This is a genomic window from Oceanicola sp. S124 (assembly GCF_000220565.1).
Taxonomy (GTDB): Bacteria; Pseudomonadota; Alphaproteobacteria; order Rhodobacterales; family Rhodobacteraceae; genus Pseudooceanicola.
Window position 1 is genome coordinate 1 of record NZ_AFPM01000032.1, and the last position, 18,643, is coordinate 18,643.

Sequence of the window (18,643 nt, forward strand, 5' to 3'; positions counted from 1 at the left end):
AGCCCCCTTCCCCTCGCCCCGCCAACCGGCCATCCTGCGGCCAACCAGCGGAGCCTCCCATGACCTATCCCTTCGATCTCGGCAGCTATTCCCTGCCCGTCACCACCCGCGCGCCTGAGGCGCAGACCTGGTTCGACCGGGGCCTCGCCTGGACCCATGGCTATCACCATGAAGAGGCCGTGCGCTGCTTCCAGCGGGCGCTCGAGGCCGATCCCGACTGCGCCATGGCCCATTGGGGCGTGGCCTATGCCTCGGGGCCGAACTACAACTACCCCTGGCGGCTGATGGACATGCCGAGCCGCGCGCGCGGTCTCGCCACGGCCCGCGCTGCGACCGAGGCCGCCCTGGCGCTGGCCGAGCAGGTCACCGCCACCGAGGCGGCGCTGATCCGCGCCCTTCCCGCACGCTATCCGCAAGCCGAGCCCCCGCAGGACTTGAGTGGGCAGGACATGATCGCGCAGGACATGGCCGCCTGGGATCGCGCCTTTGCCGAGGCCATGCGCACAGCCCATGCAGCACAGCCGGGCGACCTCGATATCGCCTGCGTCTTCGCCGAGGCGCTCTTGAACCTCACCCCCTGGCAGATGTGGGATCTTGCCTCGGGCCAGCCCGCCCCGGGGGCGGCGACCGAGGAATGCCGCAGGGTGCTCGAGACCGCCCTGGCCCGGCCCGGCGCCATGGCGCACCCGGGCCTTCTGCACCTGCATATCCACCTGATGGAGATGTCCCCCACCCCCGAGGCCGCCCTGCGCTCGGCCGATGCGCTGCGCCAGCTGGTGCCCGACGCCGGGCACCTCGTCCATATGCCCACCCATATCGACGTGCTCTGCGGTGCCTACCAGGATGCCGTCTTCTGGAACCAGCGCGCCGTCGAGGCCGACATGAAGTGGTATGCCCACTCCGGCGGCATGGATTTCTACACCGGCTACCGCCAGCACAACCTGCATTTCGTGCTCTATGGAGCGCTGTTCCTCGGGCAGATCGCCCCGGGGCGCGCCGCGCTGCGCCAGCTTGCCGAGACCACGCCCGAAGAGATGCTGCGCATCGAAAGCCCGCCCATGGCCGATTTCTTCGAGAGCTTCCTGGCGATGGAGCCGCATCTGCTGATCCGCTTCGGCCGCTGGCACGAGTTGCTGGCGCTAGCCCTGCCCGAGGATCCGGCACTTCATGCCTGCCGCATGGCCTTCACGCTCTATGGCAAGGCGCTGGCCCATGCCGCCCTCGGCGAGGTGCCGGAGGCCCTGGCGATGGAGCAACGCTATCTCGCCGCCGTCGCCGCCGTGCCGGAGACACGGCTGATGCACAACAACCGCGTGGTCGACCTGCTGGCCGTGGCCAGCGAGATGCTGCGCGGAGAGATCCTTTACCGCGAAGGCGCTTTCGAAGCAGCCTTTGCCGCGCTGCGCCGCTCCGTCGCGCTGGACGATGCGCTGCCCTATGACGAGCCATGGGGCTGGATGCAGCCCGCCCGCCATGCGCTCGGCGCGCTGCTGTTCGAACAGGGACAGGTGGCGGAAGCCGAAACGGTCTATCGCCAGGACCTCGGGCTGACGTCCGGGCTGTCGCGGGCCAGCCACCACCCTGACAACGTCTGGTCGCTGAAGGGGCTGGTGGATTGCCTCGAAGCACGGGGGGACAGCGCCGAACTGCCCCAGCTTCGCCAGCGGCTGGCGCTTGCGCTGGCCCGGGCGGACGCCGGGATCGGCGCCTCGTGTTTCTGCGCTCAGGCCGCCATGGCGGCGCGGCAGGGCGGCTGCTGAGGCACGGCGCAACGCCAGGGCTGAGTCCGGACCGTGGGTTGCCACCCACCCTACGCCAGCGGGTAGTCCTGCCCGCCAGGGCGCGCGCAACCCATACGCGAAGGTATCGACAAAGGGAAAGACATGCGGTGAATTTTCCCCTCATACGGTCATGATTGTTCGCAAACGGCCAGTTCCCTCCGCCCGCGCAAGGCGCCGCCTGTCAGCGCGGAGGGGGGGAGACAGCGTAGGGTGGGTGACAACCCACCTTCGGCCCGCCGCCGAATTACCTGACTGATGTCCGACACCCCTTGACCACCGACGGAAAGCTGACTTAAGTCAGCCACCATGAGCATCGATCCCGTATCCCGCTACCGCCGTTTCAGCCGCGCCGTCACCTCGGAGGTGGGCGCACTGGACCATTCCTTCCTCGGCCGGGGCCGCCCCCTGGGCACCGCCCGGGTGCTGAACGCCATCGGCCATGGCCGCGGCGAGGTCTCGGCAATCCGTGATTACCTGGGCCTCGATTCCGGGCTGCTCAGCCGCTTGCTGCGCAGCCTCGAGGCCGAGGGGCTGATCACCACGGCCCCCGATCCCCAGGATGCCCGCGCCCGCATTGCCAGCCTGACCGAGGCCGGCGCGGCCGAGTTCCGCGCCTACGAAGAGATCTCGAACCAGCGCGCCACCGAGGCGCTGGCCCGCCATCCCCGTCCCGAGGCCCTGCTGGCGGCCATGGATCTTGTCGCCTCGGCCCTCGGGCGCGACCGCATCACCTTCGAAGAGGTAGATCCCCGCAGCGATCCCGCGCGGTATTGCCTTGGCGAATACTACGCCGAACTCGGCAAGCGGCTGAAGACCGGCTTCGATGTTTCGCTCTCGCGCGATCCCGAGGCAACGGACATGCTTCCCCCCCGCGGCAGCTTCCTGCTGGCGATGTCGGACGGCCTTCCCATCGGCTGCGTCGGCCTGAAGGGCCAGGGCAAACCGGTGGCCGAGATCAAGCGGCTGTGGATCGCCCCCTCGGCCCGGGGCCTTGGCCTGTCACGACGCCTGATGGAGCAGGTCGAGGACCGCGCCCGCGCACTCGGAATTACCACCCTGCGGCTCGATACCAACTCGGCGCTGCCTGAGGCCGTGGCGCTCTATCGCAACAGCGGCTGGCACGAGACTGATCGCTTCAACGACGACCCCTATCCCGATCATTTCTTTGAGAAAAGCCTGTAGGACATCCGCAAGGGCCCGACTGGCTGGCCGCGTGGAGCACCCGCGCCATGCAGACGGCAGGTCGCGCCCTTCAGATCGGCAAGCGCGCCGTATCAGCCCGTGTCGCTGAACGTCTGCGCGATAGCCGCGACGCGGAAGGATCGCATTAAGGACGCAACGTAGACCCCTGATAATAAGCCAAAAACCTGACGCCTGGCAGAAACCAGCCCCGACACCCGAAGGGCGAGGCCGACGGAACCGATGCCCGCCGGCCCCGGCCTCGTCAGCCCTTCGCGGCGGCTTTCTTCTTCTCGACCTCGACCACCTTCTCGGCCAGATCTCGGGCGATGGCGAAGGCGCCCTTGATGCGGTCGGTCTCGGTCTTCCAGTCGCGGCGCACCACGATCTTGTTGTCCTTCACCTTGGCCAGGCCACGCTGGTCCTTGATGAATTCCACCAGACCCTCGGGCGAGGCGAACTTGTCGTTGTGGAACTGGATCGTCGCCCCCTTCGGCCCGCCGTCCAGCTTGGCGATCCCGGCGCGCTTGCACATCGCCTTGATGCGGACGACCAGCAGCAGGGTGTTCACCTCTTTCGGCAGCTTGCCGAAACGGTCGATCAGCTCGGCGGCGAAGCCCTCCAGCTCGACCTTCTTCGTCAGGCCCGAGAGGCGACGATAGAGGCCGAGGCGCAGGTCGAGATCGGGCACGTAATCCTCGGGGATCAGCACCGGCACGCCGAGGTTGATCTGCGGGGCCCATTGCTCGTTGTCGTCGGTCAGGCCCTCTGCCTCGCCCGAGCGGATCTTGGCGATCGCCTCCTCCAGCATGGTCTGGTAAAGCTCGTAGCCCACGTCGCGCATGTTGCCCGACTGCTCTTCGCCCAGCAGGTTGCCGGCGCCGCGAATGTCCAGATCCTGCGAGGCCAGGGTGAAGCCCGCGCCGAGCGTGTCGAGGGATCCCAGCACCCGCAGCCGCTTTTGCGCCGTGTCGGTCAGCTTCATGCGCGGCTTGGTGGTCAGGTAGGCATAGGCGCGGGTCTTGGCCCGGCCCACCCGGCCCCGGATCTGGTAGAGCTGCGCCAGGCCGAACATGTCGGCGCGATGCACCACCATCGTATTGGCACGCGGGATGTCCAGGCCGCTTTCCACGATGGTCGTGGCCAGCAGGACGTCGAACTTGCCGTCGTAGAAGGCGTTCATCCGCTTGTCGAGATCGCCCGCCGCCATGCCGCCATGGGCGGTGACATAGCTGACCTCGGGCACCTGCGTCTTCAGGAAGTCCTCGATCTCGGCCAGGTCGCTGACCCGGGGCACGACGAAGAAGCTCTGGCCGCCCCGGTAGTGCTCGCGCAGCAGCGCCTCGCGGATGGTCACGGCGTCGAACTCGCTGACATAGGTGCGGATCGCCAGGCGGTCGATGGGCGGGGTGCCGATGATCGACAGGTCGCGCACCCCCGAGAGGCTCAGCTGCAGGGTACGCGGGATCGGCGTTGCGGTCAGGGTCAGCACATGGACATCGGTGCGCATCTGCTTCAGCCGCTCCTTGTGGGCGACGCCAAAGCGCTGCTCCTCGTCGACGATCAGCAGGCCGAGATTCCTGAAGCGGATGTTCTTGGCCAGCAGCGCATGGGTGCCGACGGCGATATCGACGGTGCCATCGGCGATGCCATTGCGGGTGCGGGTTGCGTCCGACGCATTAACAAAGCGCGACAAGGGGCTGACCTGAATGGGAAAACCACGGAAGCGTTCAGCGAAGCCCTGATAGTGCTGGCGGGCCAGCAGCGTGGTCGGCGCGATCACCGCCACCTGGACGCCGGACATGGCGGCGGCAAAGGCCGCGCGCAGGGCGACCTCGGTCTTGCCGAAGCCCACGTCGCCGCAGACCAGCCGGTCCATCGGATGCCCCGAGGCCATGTCAGACAGCACATCCTCGATGGCGCCCAGCTGGTCGTCAGTCTCCTGGTAGGGGAAACGGGCGAGGAAGCCGTTCCACTCGGCCGCGGGCGGCTCCAGCATGGGCGCGCGGCGCAGGGCGCGTTCGGCGGCCACGCGGATCAGCCGGTCGGCCATCTCGCGGATGCGTTCCTTCAGCTTGGCCTTCTTGGCCTGCCAGGCGCCGCCGCCCAGCTTGTCGAGAAGGCCTTCCTCATGCCCGTAGCGCGACAGCAGCTCGATGTTCTCGACCGGCAGGTAAAGCCGGGCGTTCTCGGCATATTCCAGCAGCAGGCATTCGTGCGCGGCCCCGGCGGCGGTGATCACCTCCAGCCCGTGATAGCGCCCGATGCCGTGATCGACATGGACCACGAGGTCGCCCGGGCTGAGGCTTTGCGCCTCGGTCAGGAAGTTCTCGGCCCGCCGCTTCTTGCGCGCCGAGCGGATCAGCCGGTCGCCCAGCACGTCCTGCTCCGAGATCACCGTCAACGGCCGGTCGTGCCAGCGCCCCTCGAAGCCGTGTTCCAGCGGCCAGACCGCCAAGTGCAGCCCCGACTTGCCGATCCGCGCCGCATCCCTGACATGGATCGCCTCGACGATGCCCTCATCCGAGATCAGCCCCTCGAGCCGCTCGCGCGCGCCTTCGGAGTAGGAGGCGACAACCACCGGCCCCTGTTGCAGCCTTGCCTTGATGTGATGGGACAGCGTCTTGAAAAGGCTCACGTTTTCAAGCTGACGCTCGGGCGAGAAATTGCGCCCGATCCGCCCGCCCGCATCCAGCACGCCCGGCCCCGGCGACTGCGCCAGCGGCGAGAGCTGCAGCACCCGGCGGGCGGCGATCTGCGCCTCCCAGGCGGCATCGTCGAGATAGAGCAGCCCCGGCGGCACGGGCTTGTAGACCGAGTCCATCCGGCCCCGGTCGGCCATGGCGATGCGGCGGGTCTCGTACTGGTCGGCGATGGTTTCCCAGCGGGCCAGGCGCGCGGGGGTGGTCTGGTCGTCCAGCGAGATCGTCGCCTGGGGCAGGTAGTCGAAGAGGGTCTCGAGCCGCTCGTGGAAGAAGGGCAGCCAGTGCTCCATCCCCTGCTGCTTGCGCCCGGCGCTGACCGCCTCGTAGAGCGGATCATCGGTACCGGCGGCGCCGAACTCGATGCGGTAGTTCTGGCGGAAGCGGGTGATGGCGGGTTCGTCCAGGATCACTTCGCTGACCGGCGCCAGCTCGACCATGTCGAGCCTGTCGGTGGTGCGCTGCGTGCCGGCATCGAAGCCACGCGCCCCGTCCAGCACATCGCCGAAGAGATCCAGCCGGACAGGCCCCGAGGGACCGGGCGGGAAGATGTCGATGATGCCGCCGCGCACCGCGTAATCCCCCGGCTCGGCCACCGATTGCGTCTGGGAAAAGCCCATGCGGACGAGGAAGTTGCGCAGCGCGGCCTCGTCGATGCGATCCCCGACGCGGGCCTGGAAGGCAGCGTCCTTCAGTACCTCGCGCGCCGGAATCCGCTGGGTGGCGGCGTTCAGCGTGGTCAGCAGGATGAACTGCCCCGGCATGCCGTGCACCAGCCCCGCAAGCGTCGCCATCCGCGTGGCCGAGATATCGGCATTGGGCGACACCCGGTCGAAGGGCAGGCAATCCCAGCCCGGCAAGGTCAGCACCGGCATCTGCGGCGCGAAGAAGCGCAGCGCATCGGCCATCGCGGCCATGCGCTTGTCGTCGCGCGCCACATGCACCAGCGGCACGCCCCGCGTCTCGACCTCGCGGATCAGCAGCGCGGCATCGAAACCCTCGGGCGCGCCGCCCAGGGTGAAATGGTTCGGTCCGGCCATGGTTCAGCCCCCCAGTACGCCCAGAGAGGCGTTGACATACATCCCCCAGAAGGAGGTCACCAGCACCGCCATCATGCCAATCGCCTGGATCGCCAGGCGCAGGCCGCGGATACGAGAATAGAGCGCCTCGACCGTCAGCGCCTGCTGCGAGATCCGGCGCGCGGTGCGCACCGACAGCAGCCAGACCACGCTGAGCGGCAGGGCGATGAGGAACAGGGCCTGGCAGAACTCGACCCAGTAGTAGAAGCCGAGGATGCCCAGCACCGTCAGCAGGAAGCTGAGCACGCCGACCACGATCACGCCGGCATTGTCGGCGATGAAGAGCATGCGATTGACGTTGATGCGGATCAGGTCGCGCAGGTCCGCCTCGATCTGGCCCCCCTTGCGATGCGCCCGGATCACCAGGTCGAAGGGCACGCCCAGCACCCAGTGACTGGCCGAGGACCAGACCACGGCGAGCGCAATCCAGAACCAGAGGTTGGAGAAGGAGCGCAGGTCGATCAGTTCGAATATCGTGGCCATCCCGCTCACGGGGCACTTGTCCTTTCTGCTCGGCAGTGTCGCTCCCTGCCCGATATAGACGGCTGGCGGCCCCTTGCCCACCCCCCCGAATGGCCCGGCCCCATTGCCGCAGGCACCGCGGAAGCCCTTGAGGCCGCCCGGCAATCCGTGGCACCCCTGAGGCAACAGCCAATGGAGCCCGACCATGCACCCGATCCTGCCCCCCTTCCCCGCGACCCGCCTGCGCCGCACCCGCCAGTCCGCCGCGATCCGCGACCTGGTGCAGGAAAACCGCATGACGGTGAAGGACCTGATCTGGCCGGTGTTCATCTGCGAGGGCGAGGGCGTCGAGCAGCCGGTGCCCTCGATGCCCGGCGTGGTCCGCCGCTCGGTCGACCGGCTGGTCGAGGCGGTGCGCGAGGCCGAGGGGCTGGGCATTCCCGCCGTCTGCCTCTTTCCCTACACGCCCGCCGAGGGCCGCACCGCCGATGCCGCAGAGGCCTGGAACCCCGACAACCTGTCCAACCGCGCCACCCGGGCGATCAAGGCCGCCTGCCCCGGCATGCTGGTGATGACCGACGTGGCGCTGGATCCCTACTCGGACACCGGCCAGGACGGCTATGTGGTGGATGGCGAAGTGGTCAACGACGAGACCGTCGAGGCGTTGGTGAAGCAGGCGCTGAGCCAGGCCGAGGCGGGCGCCGACATCATCGGCCCCTCGGACATGATGGATCACCGCATCGGCGCGATCCGCGACGCGCTCGAGGCCGGCGGGCACAGCCGGGTGATGATCATGTCCTATGCCGCCAAGTATGCCAGCGCCTTCTACGGCCCCTTCCGCGACGCGGTCGGCGCCTCGGGGGCGCTGAAGGGCGACAAGAAGACCTACCAGATGAACCCCGGCAACTCGGACGAGGCGCTGCGGCTGGTCGCCCGAGACCTGTCCGAAGGGGCCGACATGGTGATGGTCAAGCCCGGCATGCCCTACCTGGATATCTGCCGCCGGGTGAAGGACCAGTTCGGCGTGCCGACCTTCGCCTACCAGGTCTCGGGCGAATACGCGATGATCATGGCCGCCGCGCAGAACGGCTGGATCGACGAAGAGCGCGCCATGGTCGAAAGCCTGCTGGCCTTCAAGCGCGCCGGTTGCGACGGGGTGCTGACCTACTTCGCCCCCGCCTTCGCCCGCCTCGCCCAGGGCGCCTGAGCCCCTGCGGGACGGCGGCTGAGTGGAAACCCGCCCTTTTAGGGGGGCGGGCAATCAACTGTTGGTGACAGTCCCGGCCCGGACCGCTATGAATGGTGTCATAACAAGCCGGGATACCGGCAGAGGCAGCATTCAGGGTCCAGAGCAGGCCAAAGGCCGCGGGACCGGGCAAGAGGGCAGAGACATGACCCAATTCACGCGACGTGCGTTCACTCTTTCCGCGCTGGCCGCCGTGCCGGCGCTCAGCGCCTGTTCGGGCAACGGCTACAACAACAACGGCGGCGCCAAGATCGACGCCCGCGTCGATGCCACCCTGGCGCAGATGTATTCCCAGTTCCCGCAGACCCGCGACCTGGCGCAGAAGAGCGCCGGCATGCTGGTCATGCCGCTACTGACCGAGGCCGGTCTGGGCATCGGCGGCGGCTATGGCCGCGGCGCCCTGCGCGTCGGTGGCGCGACGGTGGAATACTACTCGGCCACCCGCGCCAACATAGGGATCCAGATCGGCGCCCAGCAATATGCCCACGTCCTGTTCTTCATGACCGAGGCCGCGCTGCAGGACTTCCGCTACAACGACGGCTGGGCCGCCGGGGCCGATGCGGACATCGTCTTCGCCAACCAGGGCGAGACCATCCGCGCCGAGACCACCACCTCGCTCGCGCCCGTGGTCGCGGTGATCTTCGCCCATGCCGGTCTGCGCGTAGGCGCAACCATCGAGGGCATGAAGTACTCGCGCATCATCCCCTGATCGCGACACCATCCGGTTGACCAGCGGGCGCCCCCGGGCGCCCGTTTCGCATTTCGCCCCCTGATGTCCTTCGCACCGGGGCTGTCGCTTTATGTTGCCTTATTGCGCTTTCCGGGGAAAATGACCGGAGTTTATTCAATTTCTTTGCGCATATGAGTCATCAGTCCCGAAACGCCTCCTTGGCGGATCAGAAGTTCCTTTTCTCGACCCGTGCCTGGTCAAGTGCCGAGGCGCCGGATCAGAGCGACCCCATCGACATGGACATCGTCGCCAACACCTACCGCTCGATCGTCGATGAAACCGCCTTCGAGGCGATGATCGACAACTGGTGCGACAAGCTGGACCAGGCCGATGCGCGCCGCGATCCGCAGCCCCGCATCTCGCGGCAACTCCTGTCGCAGCTCGCCCTGGCCCGACACACCCTGGAAACCCTCGAGATCCCGGCCGAGAACGACCCGCTGAAGCGCGAGATGGCGGCGGTGCCCGGTCCCGCCATCGTGCTCTCGCCCGAAGGACGGGTGGCGGCCTCGAATGTCGAGGGCGGGCGGGCCTTTGGCGTGCAACAGGGGACCTTTTTCGACCAATCCGTTCTGGGCCCTGAATCGCTTCAGGATTACAAGCAGTTGCGGCAGGCGGCCAACGGACGTGGCAATGCCGCCCAGGCCATCCTGACAGTCTATCCCGCCGGGACCCATGGCTATGCCCGCCCCTTCCTGGCCGAGGGCTACACGCTGCACCTGCCGGGCCAGACCGGCGATTTCATCGTCATCCGCTCGCTCGAAGTGGCCTGGAGCGACACCGTCGCGACGCGGCTTCAGCAAGCCTTCGGCCTCTCCGGAGCGGAAGCCGAGGTGGCGCGGCTGTTCTTCCAGCTGCGCGACATCGACCGCATCAGCCACGAGCGCGGCGTGTCGGTCTTCACCACGCGCACCCAGATCAAGGCGATCCAGGCCAAGACCGGCGCGCCCTCGAACATCGACCTGATGCGGCTGCTCTTCATGGTCGCCAGCCGCGAGTTGCTGGGACGGCGCGGCGAAACCCCGGTCTGGCAGGATCCGCTGGGCCGCGAACAGCAGATCACCGGCCCGGACGGGCGCGTCGTGGCCTTCACCTGGATGGGCGACGAGGCGGGCCTGCCGGTCGTCGCCCTGCGCGGCTTCCCGATGACCTACCTGCTGCCCGGCGAGGGCGAGGCCCGGCTGAAGGCGGCGGGCATCAAGCTTTACGCCCTCTCGCGCCCCGGTTACGGCAACAGCAGCCTGCATCAGGACCAGGAGGTCCTGGCGGACAACCTGACGGCGCTGCGGCTGTTCCTCGACCGCCAGATCGACCGCCCCTGCGTCGGGGTCGGCATGTCCAACGGCTTTGTCCCGCTGCTGGCCGAGCAGGACGCCCGCCCCGAGCGTTTCCGCGCCCTGATCGCCATCGGCTATACCGGCGTGCTGGACCGCAGCGGCATCCACAGGTTGCAGCCGGTGCAGCGGACCATGATGCGGCTGGCCGGCCCCGCCCCCTGGCTGGCCGAACTGATGGCCAAGTCCGGCCACCGCATGATGCGCCAGCACGGGGTGGACTGGTATCTCAGCCGGGCCTACCGGGGCCGGGCGCTGGATATGCAGAGCTGCCAGGATCCGGATGTCGCCGCCTTGATCCGCAATGCCTGCGAGCACCTGCTGAAGCAGGGCCATGCCGCCTTCGTGCGTGACCTGCAACTGGCCTGCGCGCCCGTCGATCCGATGATCGAACGCCTGCGCGTGCCGCTGCGGTTCCTGGCCCCGACCGAAGACGGCGTCTTCGACGAAACCGCCTATCGCCGGCTCGAAAGTCGCAGCCCCCTGGCCCGGGTCGACCCCGTGCCCGGCGCGGGAGAGCTGATTTTCTACCAGCAGACCGACCTGATCCTTGACCGGATCATTGCCGCCGCGACCGCCCCCGCCGGGGCATTCTAGGCCCGGCCCTGCGCAATACACCATCTGGTGTATGACGCGCCCGATGACCGCCCCTAGGGTCCGCCTGCCGGCGCGCCCCTGACGGATCCGCATGCAGAAAGCCGGCGCAAGGCAACCGGCAGGGCCGCCAGGCCGATGCCAAGGAGGGAGACCTACGGGAGATGAAAGCGAAACTGGCAATCGCCGCACTGGTGGCAAACCTTGCGCAGGCGGCTCCGGCGCAGCAGGCGAACACGATCATCGTCATGGACGGGTCGGCCTCGATGTGGGGGCAGATCGACGGCCGCCCGAAACTCGAGATCGCCAGGCAGACCCTCTCCGAGGTGCTGGGCACCTTCCCCGCCGAGCGCCAGCTCGGACTGCTGGCCTACGGCCATCGCCGCAAGGGCGACTGCGCCGATATCGAGCTGCTGGTGCCGCCCGCCCCGGGCCAGGTCGCCAGCGTGCTGGACGCCGCCAATACCATGCGCTTCCAGGGCAAGACCCCGCTGACCGAGGCCGTGCGCCAGGCGGCCCTGGACCTGCGCTCGAGCGAGGAGGCGGCGACGGTGATCCTGATCACCGACGGTATCGAGACCTGTGAGGGCGATCCCTGTGCGCTTGGCCGCACGCTTGAGGCCGGGGGGGTCGACTTCACCGCCCATGTGGTGGGCTTTGGCCTGGGTCGGGACGAGGGCCTGGCCCTCTCCTGCCTCGCAAGCGAGACCGGCGGACGCTACATCGAGGCCGGGGACGCGGCGGGACTGCGCGATGCGCTGAACCAGACCATCTCGGCGGTGCCCGCCCCGAAGGCCGCCGCCCTGCCCCCGCCTCCCGCCGCCTCGCTTCAGGCCCCGGAAACCGTGGGCCGGGCCAGCCAGGTCGAGGTCTTCTGGACCGGGCCGGCGCGGCAGGGCGATTATATCGACGTGGCCCCCTTCGACGGCGCGGGCACCCATGCCTTCGACACCCGCCCCGTTGACTCCGGCAGCGACCGCGTCACCCTCTCGATGCCCGCGGAACTGGGCGACTACGTGCTGCGCTACGTGCAGCCGCTGACCGACGAAGAAAGCCGGGCCCTCGGCAATGGCACCACCGAGCGCAGCCTGGCACTGCGCAGCATCTCGGTGGTCGAGATCGACCGGTTCCTGCGCGCCCCCGCCTCTGTGGGCCAGGGGGCGACGGTCGCGGTGGACTGGGGCGGCCCAGGGGGGGGGCGCGACTACATCGCGCTCTATCACGCCGGGGCCGCGGCGATCGACGCCTGGCTGACCTCGGTCGCGGTCACGGCGGGCAACCCCGTCCAGATCCAGGTGCCGCTGGATCCCGGCAGCTACGAGTTGCGCTACATCGTCGAGGGATCTGACGGCGGCGCCGTGCTCAGCCAGGCCCCCATCTCGGTGACCAGGGCCCAGGTCAGCTTCGATGCCCCCGTCGCGGTGCAGCCGGGCAGCCTGTTTGCCCTGACCTGGTCCGGCCCCGGTGGCCCTTATGACCGGATCGACGTCGTCGACCCCGGCACCGAGGGTGTTTATGGCTACGACGACTACACCACCTACAGCTACGCCGCCCCTGCGGACGGGCGTGAGATGCAGCTGAGCGCCCCCGATGCGCCGGGCACCTACGAGATCCGCTACGTCGGCGGCTACGCCCAGAGTGGCCGTGCCGAAACGACCGAGCGGGCGATCCTCTACCGCCAGCCCCTGACCGTCTCGGCAGAGGCCCCCGTGGCCAGCGCTCCGTCCGGTCACGACGAAGAAGGGGCCGGCGCGGGCGCACAGTCCCAGGCGGCCCCGGCGCCGGAAACACCGGCGATTGCCGAGACCCTCGAGCTGCCGGAAGGATCAGACGCGGCCACACAGGGCGCTGTGGCAGCAGACGGCGCGGGCGACGACCTCGGCCATTTCTGCGAAGAGACCCTCGGCTGCGAGATCCGGGACACCGAGACCGGCATCAGCTTCTTCCTGCGTCCCGGCTGGGCCACCGACCTTCCCTATCGCGACGGGCCCGGTGCGCCGGTGCGGATGACGATCTTCGACACGGCAACCGGCGCCCGGCTGTCGCTGAACGCCCCCGAGGGCATGACAGAGGGCGCGCTCTGCATGCCCTCTGCCCTCGGGCCGGTCTGCAACCTGACCCCGGATGAGGTCGCGGCCATGATCGGCCTGACCACCCTGCTCCAGACCCTGAAGCCCATCGAATGACCGTCCCGAGGAGACACCCCGCCATGACCAGACAGACCCGCACCCCGATCCTGCTCGCCCTCGCACTGAGTGTGACGGGGCCCGCCGCTACCCTGGCCGAAACGCCGGCCCCGGTGCTCTATTGCACCCCCGGCGAGGGCTGCGCCCGGGGCGAGGCGGCGATCAGCGAAACCGGAGCCGGAGTGCTCTTCGGCCAGCCGGCGGTGCCGGGCCAGGTCTCGCTGGTCTATATCCCCGGGCAAAAGGCGGCGCAGTTCGTGCCACTGTCGCCCGAGGCGGTGAACCAGGCCTACGGCGGCGCCGGCCCGATGCCACGGCTCGTCTTCCGCCCGAACGACAGTTCCGCAACCGGGGCGATCACCGTCTTCGCGCCGGGCGAGACCGGCCGCGACATGGTGATCGATCTCTTCCCGACCGAGTCAGGCGAGGAGGAGGCAGGCGGCATCGTGCCCCGGGATGGCCTCTGGCGCGTCCGATCGCGCGAGCAGACCTTCGCCAACTGCCCGGCGCAGATGGAGGCGATGTTCCGCGCCACCGGCCAGATGGACACCCAGAACGAGACGCACCGGTTCACCTGGAACGGCCGTTTCGACCCCGAACAGTTCAACTTCCTCAATGGCGAGGGTCAGCGCATCACCTGGCGCCAGACCGGGCCGGACAGCTACGAGGGTGACCTCTTCGACCTCGCCTCGGGCCCGTCGCAGGTTGCCGCAAAGGTCGGCACCGAGATCCGCACGCCGACCGAGATCGACGCCTGGGTCGACCTGCAGATCGGCGCCATGATGGGGGTGGCAGAGCTTGCCGCCCTGGGCCTGGCGGACTGCAAGGTCATGATGACCTTCGACATTCTTCACACCGCTGACTGAGAAGGACAACCAGATGATGAAAGCTTCCCTCGCCGCCGCATGTGCCATGGCGCTGCTGCTGCCCCCGGCCGCGCGCGCCCAGCAGACCCTCGACACCTGGGACAAGTACGTCAGTTTCCTCGGCACGGCCTGCATCCTGGACGAGCTGGGCCTGCGCAGCAAGATGACCGCCGGGATGATGGCTCAGTACGGCGCCGGCATGACCGAGCACGAAGACCGTGACGGGATGGACTTCCACGACCACCCGAACGGCACCACGCTGCAGCTCTCGGCCTCGGATGAAGAGGTCTATTGCCGCGTCACCATCCCTGCCACGGCCCTGGATGCCGAGGGCTTTGCCAGCCTCGAGTCCGACCTGGACGAACAGATCGGCTACCTGCCCGCAGAGCGCGGCCTCGAAGTTGAGGAAAGCGAGACCGGCACCGAATGGTCCTATGACGGCACCAAGTCGAACCGCATCACCGTGCGCTACAGCGATGGCGCCGACGGCGGCGCCGTGGTGGAATCCTGGTCGCGCCTGAAGCCCTAGAGACGCAGAACGCAAAGGGCCGGAGGCGATCAGCCTCCGGCCCCTTGCCGTGCCATGTGCCCGGCCTCAGAACCCGCTGACCGCGGGGATCCAGGTCGACAGGACCGGCACGAAGGTGATCAGCAACAGCGCCCCGGCCAGCGCCAGGAAGAAGGGCGGCATCTCGCGGATCAGGGTCGTCGGCTTCAGCCCCACGGTCGAGGAGACCACGAAGATCAGGCTGCCCACGGGCGGTGTCGTCAGGCCGAGTGTCAGGTTGACGATGACGATGATCGCGAAGTGGTTCGGGTCGATGCCAAGCGCCAGGGCAATCGGGGCGAGGATCGGCACCAGGATCATCACGCCCGGCAGCGGATCCATGAACAGGCCGAAGACCAGCAGCAGCAGGTTGACCGCCAGCAGGAAGACCACCGGCGACAGGTCCCAGGCGATGATCGTCTCGGCCAGCAGCTGCGGGATGCCCTCGATGATCAGCACCCAGGCGAAGGCCCGTGCCGCCCCGAGGATCAGCAGCACCGCGCCCGAGGTCATGGCCGCCCGCAGCAGGATGCCTGGCAGGTCACGCAGCTTCAGCGAGCGGTAGATGAACATGCCGACGATCAGCGCGTAGAAGACGGCGATGACGGAGGCCTCGGTCGGGGTGAAGATGCCGAAGCGGATGCCGCCGACGATCAGCACGATCAGCGACAGGGCCGGCAGGGCATAGACGAAGATCCGGCCGATCTCGGCCAGCGGCGGCATGGCCTCTCCGCTGACGTAGCCGCGCTTCTTGCTGACATAGGCATTGGCCAGCAGCACCATCAGGGTGATCAGGAAGCCCGGCAGGATACCGGCCATGAACAGCGAGCCGACAGAGACCTGCTGGTCCTGCATGGCGTAGATGATCATGGTGATCGAAGGCGGAATGATCGGGCCGACAACGGCGCTGGCAATGGTCAGGGCGCCGGCATAGGGGCGGTCGTAGCCGCCCTTTTCCATCATCCGGATCATCATCGAGCCGGGGCCGGCCGCATCGGCCAGGGCGCTGCCCGAGATGCCCGCGAACATCGCCGAGCTGACGACATTGGCATGGCCGAGGCCGCCGCGCAGGTGGCCGACCAGCGACTGCGCCAGGCGCAGCAGCGCCATGGTGACCGCGCCGCCGGTCATGATCTCGGCTGCGAGGATGAAGAAGGGCACGGCCAGCAGCGGGAAGCTGTCGAGACCGGCGAACATCTCCTTCACCACCACGAGGTGCGGATAGGACGACCCGAAGCTGAGCGCCACGAAGACGGCGATCGCCATGGCGAAGGCGACGGGCAGGCCGAGCGCGAGCAGGATGAACAGCGCGGGGAAGAGGATCTCAGCCATTGGCGCCTCCGGGCAGAGAGGTGATCTCTTCATCGTCGTGGTCGTCGCTGCGCTTGTAGTGGCCGGCGGTGATGAAGGGATGGGCGATCAGCAGCAGGTGGACGATCAGCAGGCTGAAGCCCACGGGCATCGCCGCGTAGATGTAGAGGAAGGGCAGCCGCAGCGCGGGGGTCACCTGGTACTGCATCCGCTGGGCGTATTGCATCCCGACCTGCACCATGAAGCCGAAGAACAGCAGCAGCGCCAGCACGATGGCCGCGCGCAGCAGCTTCTGGCCGAGGTTCGGCAGGGCGTCCTGCAGGTTGGTGATCGCCACATGCCCGCCCGAGCGCAGGATCAGCCCCGCCCCGGTGAAGGTCATCCAGATCATCAGGTAGCGCGCGGCCTCGTCGGCCCAGGGCAGCGAATGCCCGGTCAGGTAGCGCAGCGAGATATTCGCCCCGACCACCAGCGTCATCGCGGCAAGCATCGCGATCAGCACCCAGCCGTTCAGCGCGACGAAATAGTGTTCCAGCTTTTTCAAAGGAGCCCCCTGAAAGTCACCGGCGCCCCGCAGGGCGCCGATGGTCTGTTGTGGTTGGGTCGGTCCGCGTCACTCGAACGAGACGATGGATTTGACCAGGTCTTCGCCGTAGGTGTCGTAGTAGCCCTCGTAGGCGGACTCGATCGAGGCCTGGAAGGCGGCCTTTTCCTCGGCCGAGAGTTCGTTCACTTCCATGCCGCGCTCTTTCAGCGTGGCGACACCGCTGGTCTCGACATCATCGACGAAACCGCGCATCGCTGCGGCGGCCTCGGTGGCGGCCTTCTGGAAGGCGGCTTTCTGGTCGTCATCCAGACCTTCCCAGAAGGGCTTGGAGACCAGCAGCATGGCGGGCGAATAGACGTGACCCGACAGGGTCAGGTACTTCTGCACTTCGTTCAGCTTGACCGAGACGATCACCGACAGCGGGTTTTCCTGACCGTCGATCACGCCCTGCTGCAGCGAGGAAATCACCTCGGGCCAGGCCATCGGGGTCGGCGCCGCGCCCATGGCGTTGAAGGCCGCCAGGTGAACCGGGTTCTCCATGGTGCGGATCTTCAGGCCTTCCACGTCCGCGGGGGTGTGGATCGGGTTGCGGTTGTTGGTGATGTGGCGGAAGCCCTGCTCGCCCCAGGCCAGCGCATGCAGGCCGACGTTGTCGAACTTGGCCAGGATGTCCTGCCCGATCGGGCCGTCGAGCACGGCGCGGGCATGGTCGAAACCGCTGAACAGGAACGGAATGTCGAAGACGCCGGTTTCCGGCACGAAGTTCGCCAGGGTGCCGGACGAGACGATGGTCGCCTCGATGGTGCCCAGTTGCAGGCCCTCGATCACCTCACGTTCGCCACCGAGGCCGGAGGACGGGAAATGGGTGAAGGTGAACTGGTCGCCGGTCTCGGCCAGCACGACATCCTCGAAGGTCTGGGCCGCGACGCCGTAGTGGCTGTCGGCAGCCAGGGCGTAGCCGATCTTGACTTCGGTCTGGGCAGCGGCCGGAAGGCTGAAGGCGGCAAGAGCGCCAGCGGCCAGAAGGCCACGGGTAACGATGGTCATGGAATATCCTCCCTTAGATCCGCCGCATAGCTACACAAGCAATTTTCGGGAAGCAACCCGCCCCGGACACGCAGATTATGTCTCCGGGGCGGAATTTTCGCTATCAATCCTTCGCGGACTTTCCGAACAGCCTGACCAGCTCGGGCACATAGGCCTGGCCGTGGCCCGCGGCAACCGCATCGGCCAGCGCGGCAGAGACGCCATCGGCCACGGTCTGCTGCGCGCCCGCCTCGGCGGACATGGCGCGGTAATAGTCGATATCCTTCTGGGCATTGGCCACGGCGAAGGGCAGCCCCTCGCGGTCGCCGTCCTTGATGAAGGGCGCCAGGCGGTCCAGCGCAACGCTGGCACCACCGCCGGTGGCCAGCACCTCGACCAGCACCGCGGGATCGACACCGGCATCGGCCGACTGCGCCGCCGCCTCGGCCAGAAGGGTCATGAAGCCGACAGAAACGTAGTTGTGCAGCAGCTTCAGGCGATGCCCGTGGCTGAGCGGTCCGACATGGGTCACCGCCTCGGTGAAGGAGGCCAGCACCGGGCGGACGGTTTCCAGCACCTCGGCTTCGCCGCCGACCAGCAGGTTCAGCGTGCCCTCATGGGCGTGTTTCGCGGTGCGGGTCATAGGCGCATCGATGTAGCGGCCACCGGCAGCGGCGACGGCCGCGCCCATGCGCAGGGTCGAGTCGGGCAGCGCGGTCGAGCAGTCGACCACCACGGCGCCGGGCTTCAGCGCGCCGATCAGGCCGTTCTCTCCGGTCACGATGGACTCGACCTGGGGCGAGCCGGTGACGCAGAGGATCACCACGTCCGACACCGCCGCCACCTCGGCCGGGGTGGCGCAGGGCGTGGCGCCCAGGCCGGTGATCTCGTCCACCGGCTGGTTGCCGGGGTGATCCAGGAAGCTGAGGGCAAAGCCGCCCTTCTTCAGCACGTTGCGGGCGATGCCATGGCCCATGAGGCCGACGCCGATGATACCGACATGCATGTTGTCTCTCCTCTGTGCGGCGCGTCCGGGCGCCCTGCCCCGGCCCTTGC

General features: G+C 68.0%; 14 protein-coding genes. 8 read left to right on the forward strand and 6 right to left on the reverse strand.

The window, feature by feature from the left end; all coding sequences use genetic code 11:
- Positions 1-59 precede the first annotated feature (59 nt).
- Positions 60-1,760: a hypothetical protein gene (locus tag OS124_RS0102715; protein ID WP_010137782.1), complete on the forward strand. Its 1,701-nt coding sequence runs from the start codon at positions 60-62 to the stop codon at positions 1,758-1,760.
- Between the two features lie 327 nt (positions 1,761-2,087).
- Positions 2,088-2,963, forward strand: a complete 876-nt coding sequence (locus OS124_RS0102720; protein WP_010137783.1) for a bifunctional helix-turn-helix transcriptional regulator/GNAT family N-acetyltransferase — start codon at positions 2,088-2,090, stop codon at positions 2,961-2,963.
- A 262-nt stretch (positions 2,964-3,225) separates the two neighbouring features.
- On the opposite strand, the gene mfd is transcribed toward OS124_RS0102720, so the two are convergent.
- Both mfd and OS124_RS0102730 read right to left on the reverse strand, forming a co-directional pair.
- A complete protein-coding gene (gene mfd / locus OS124_RS0102725; RefSeq protein WP_010137784.1) occupies positions 3,226-6,702 on the reverse strand; it encodes a transcription-repair coupling factor in 3,477 nt (1,158 codons plus the stop codon).
- 3 nt (positions 6,703-6,705) lie between these two features.
- Entirely contained in the window at positions 6,706-7,224 is a 519-nt protein-coding gene (locus OS124_RS0102730) for a hypothetical protein (RefSeq protein WP_010137785.1), read from the reverse strand.
- 184 nt (positions 7,225-7,408) lie between these two features.
- Between OS124_RS0102730 and hemB the strand changes: the two genes are divergently transcribed.
- The 6 genes from hemB to OS124_RS0102760 all read left to right on the forward strand — a co-directional run bounded on the left by hemB (position 7,409) and on the right by OS124_RS0102760 (position 14,685).
- Positions 7,409-8,410, forward strand: a complete 1,002-nt coding sequence (gene hemB, locus OS124_RS0102735) for a porphobilinogen synthase (protein WP_010137786.1) — start codon at positions 7,409-7,411, stop codon at positions 8,408-8,410.
- Between the two features lie 184 nt (positions 8,411-8,594).
- Positions 8,595-9,158: a YSC84-related protein gene (locus OS124_RS0102740; RefSeq protein ID WP_010137787.1), complete on the forward strand. Its 564-nt coding sequence runs from the start codon at positions 8,595-8,597 to the stop codon at positions 9,156-9,158.
- A 179-nt stretch (positions 9,159-9,337) separates the two neighbouring features.
- Complete coding sequence (locus OS124_RS0102745; RefSeq protein ID WP_010137788.1) at positions 9,338-11,107, forward strand: alpha/beta hydrolase; 1,770 nt, start codon at positions 9,338-9,340, stop codon at positions 11,105-11,107.
- A 161-nt stretch (positions 11,108-11,268) separates the two neighbouring features.
- On the forward strand, positions 11,269-13,290 hold the full coding sequence (locus tag OS124_RS0102750; protein ID WP_010137790.1) for a VWA domain-containing protein: 2,022 nt from the start codon (positions 11,269-11,271) through the stop codon (positions 13,288-13,290).
- A gap of 23 nt (positions 13,291-13,313) precedes the next feature.
- On the forward strand, positions 13,314-14,156 hold the full coding sequence (locus OS124_RS0102755; protein ID WP_010137791.1) for a hypothetical protein: 843 nt from the start codon (positions 13,314-13,316) through the stop codon (positions 14,154-14,156).
- Between the two features lie 13 nt (positions 14,157-14,169).
- The gene (locus tag OS124_RS0102760) at positions 14,170-14,685 is read left to right on the forward strand and encodes a hypothetical protein (RefSeq protein ID WP_010137792.1); all 516 of its coding nucleotides are present in this window, start codon (positions 14,170-14,172) and stop codon (positions 14,683-14,685) included.
- Positions 14,686-14,751: 66 nt separating this feature from the next.
- Here OS124_RS0102760 and OS124_RS0102765 read toward each other — a convergent pair whose 3' ends face one another.
- The 4 genes from OS124_RS0102765 to OS124_RS0102780 all read right to left on the reverse strand — a co-directional run.
- Entirely contained in the window at positions 14,752-16,035 is a 1,284-nt protein-coding gene (locus OS124_RS0102765) for a TRAP transporter large permease (RefSeq protein ID WP_010137793.1), read from the reverse strand.
- The gene (locus OS124_RS0102770; protein WP_010137794.1) at positions 16,028-16,558 is read right to left on the reverse strand and encodes a TRAP transporter small permease; all 531 of its coding nucleotides are present in this window, start codon (positions 16,556-16,558) and stop codon (positions 16,028-16,030) included. Before OS124_RS0102770 ends, OS124_RS0102765 begins: the two co-directional genes overlap by 8 nt.
- A 69-nt stretch (positions 16,559-16,627) precedes the next feature.
- Complete coding sequence (locus tag OS124_RS0102775) at positions 16,628-17,608, reverse strand: TRAP transporter substrate-binding protein (protein WP_010137795.1); 981 nt, start codon at positions 17,606-17,608, stop codon at positions 16,628-16,630.
- 103 nt (positions 17,609-17,711) lie between these two features.
- The coding region (locus OS124_RS0102780) for an NAD(P)-dependent oxidoreductase (protein WP_272941937.1) at positions 17,712-18,643 on the reverse strand (932 nt) is incomplete at its 5' end.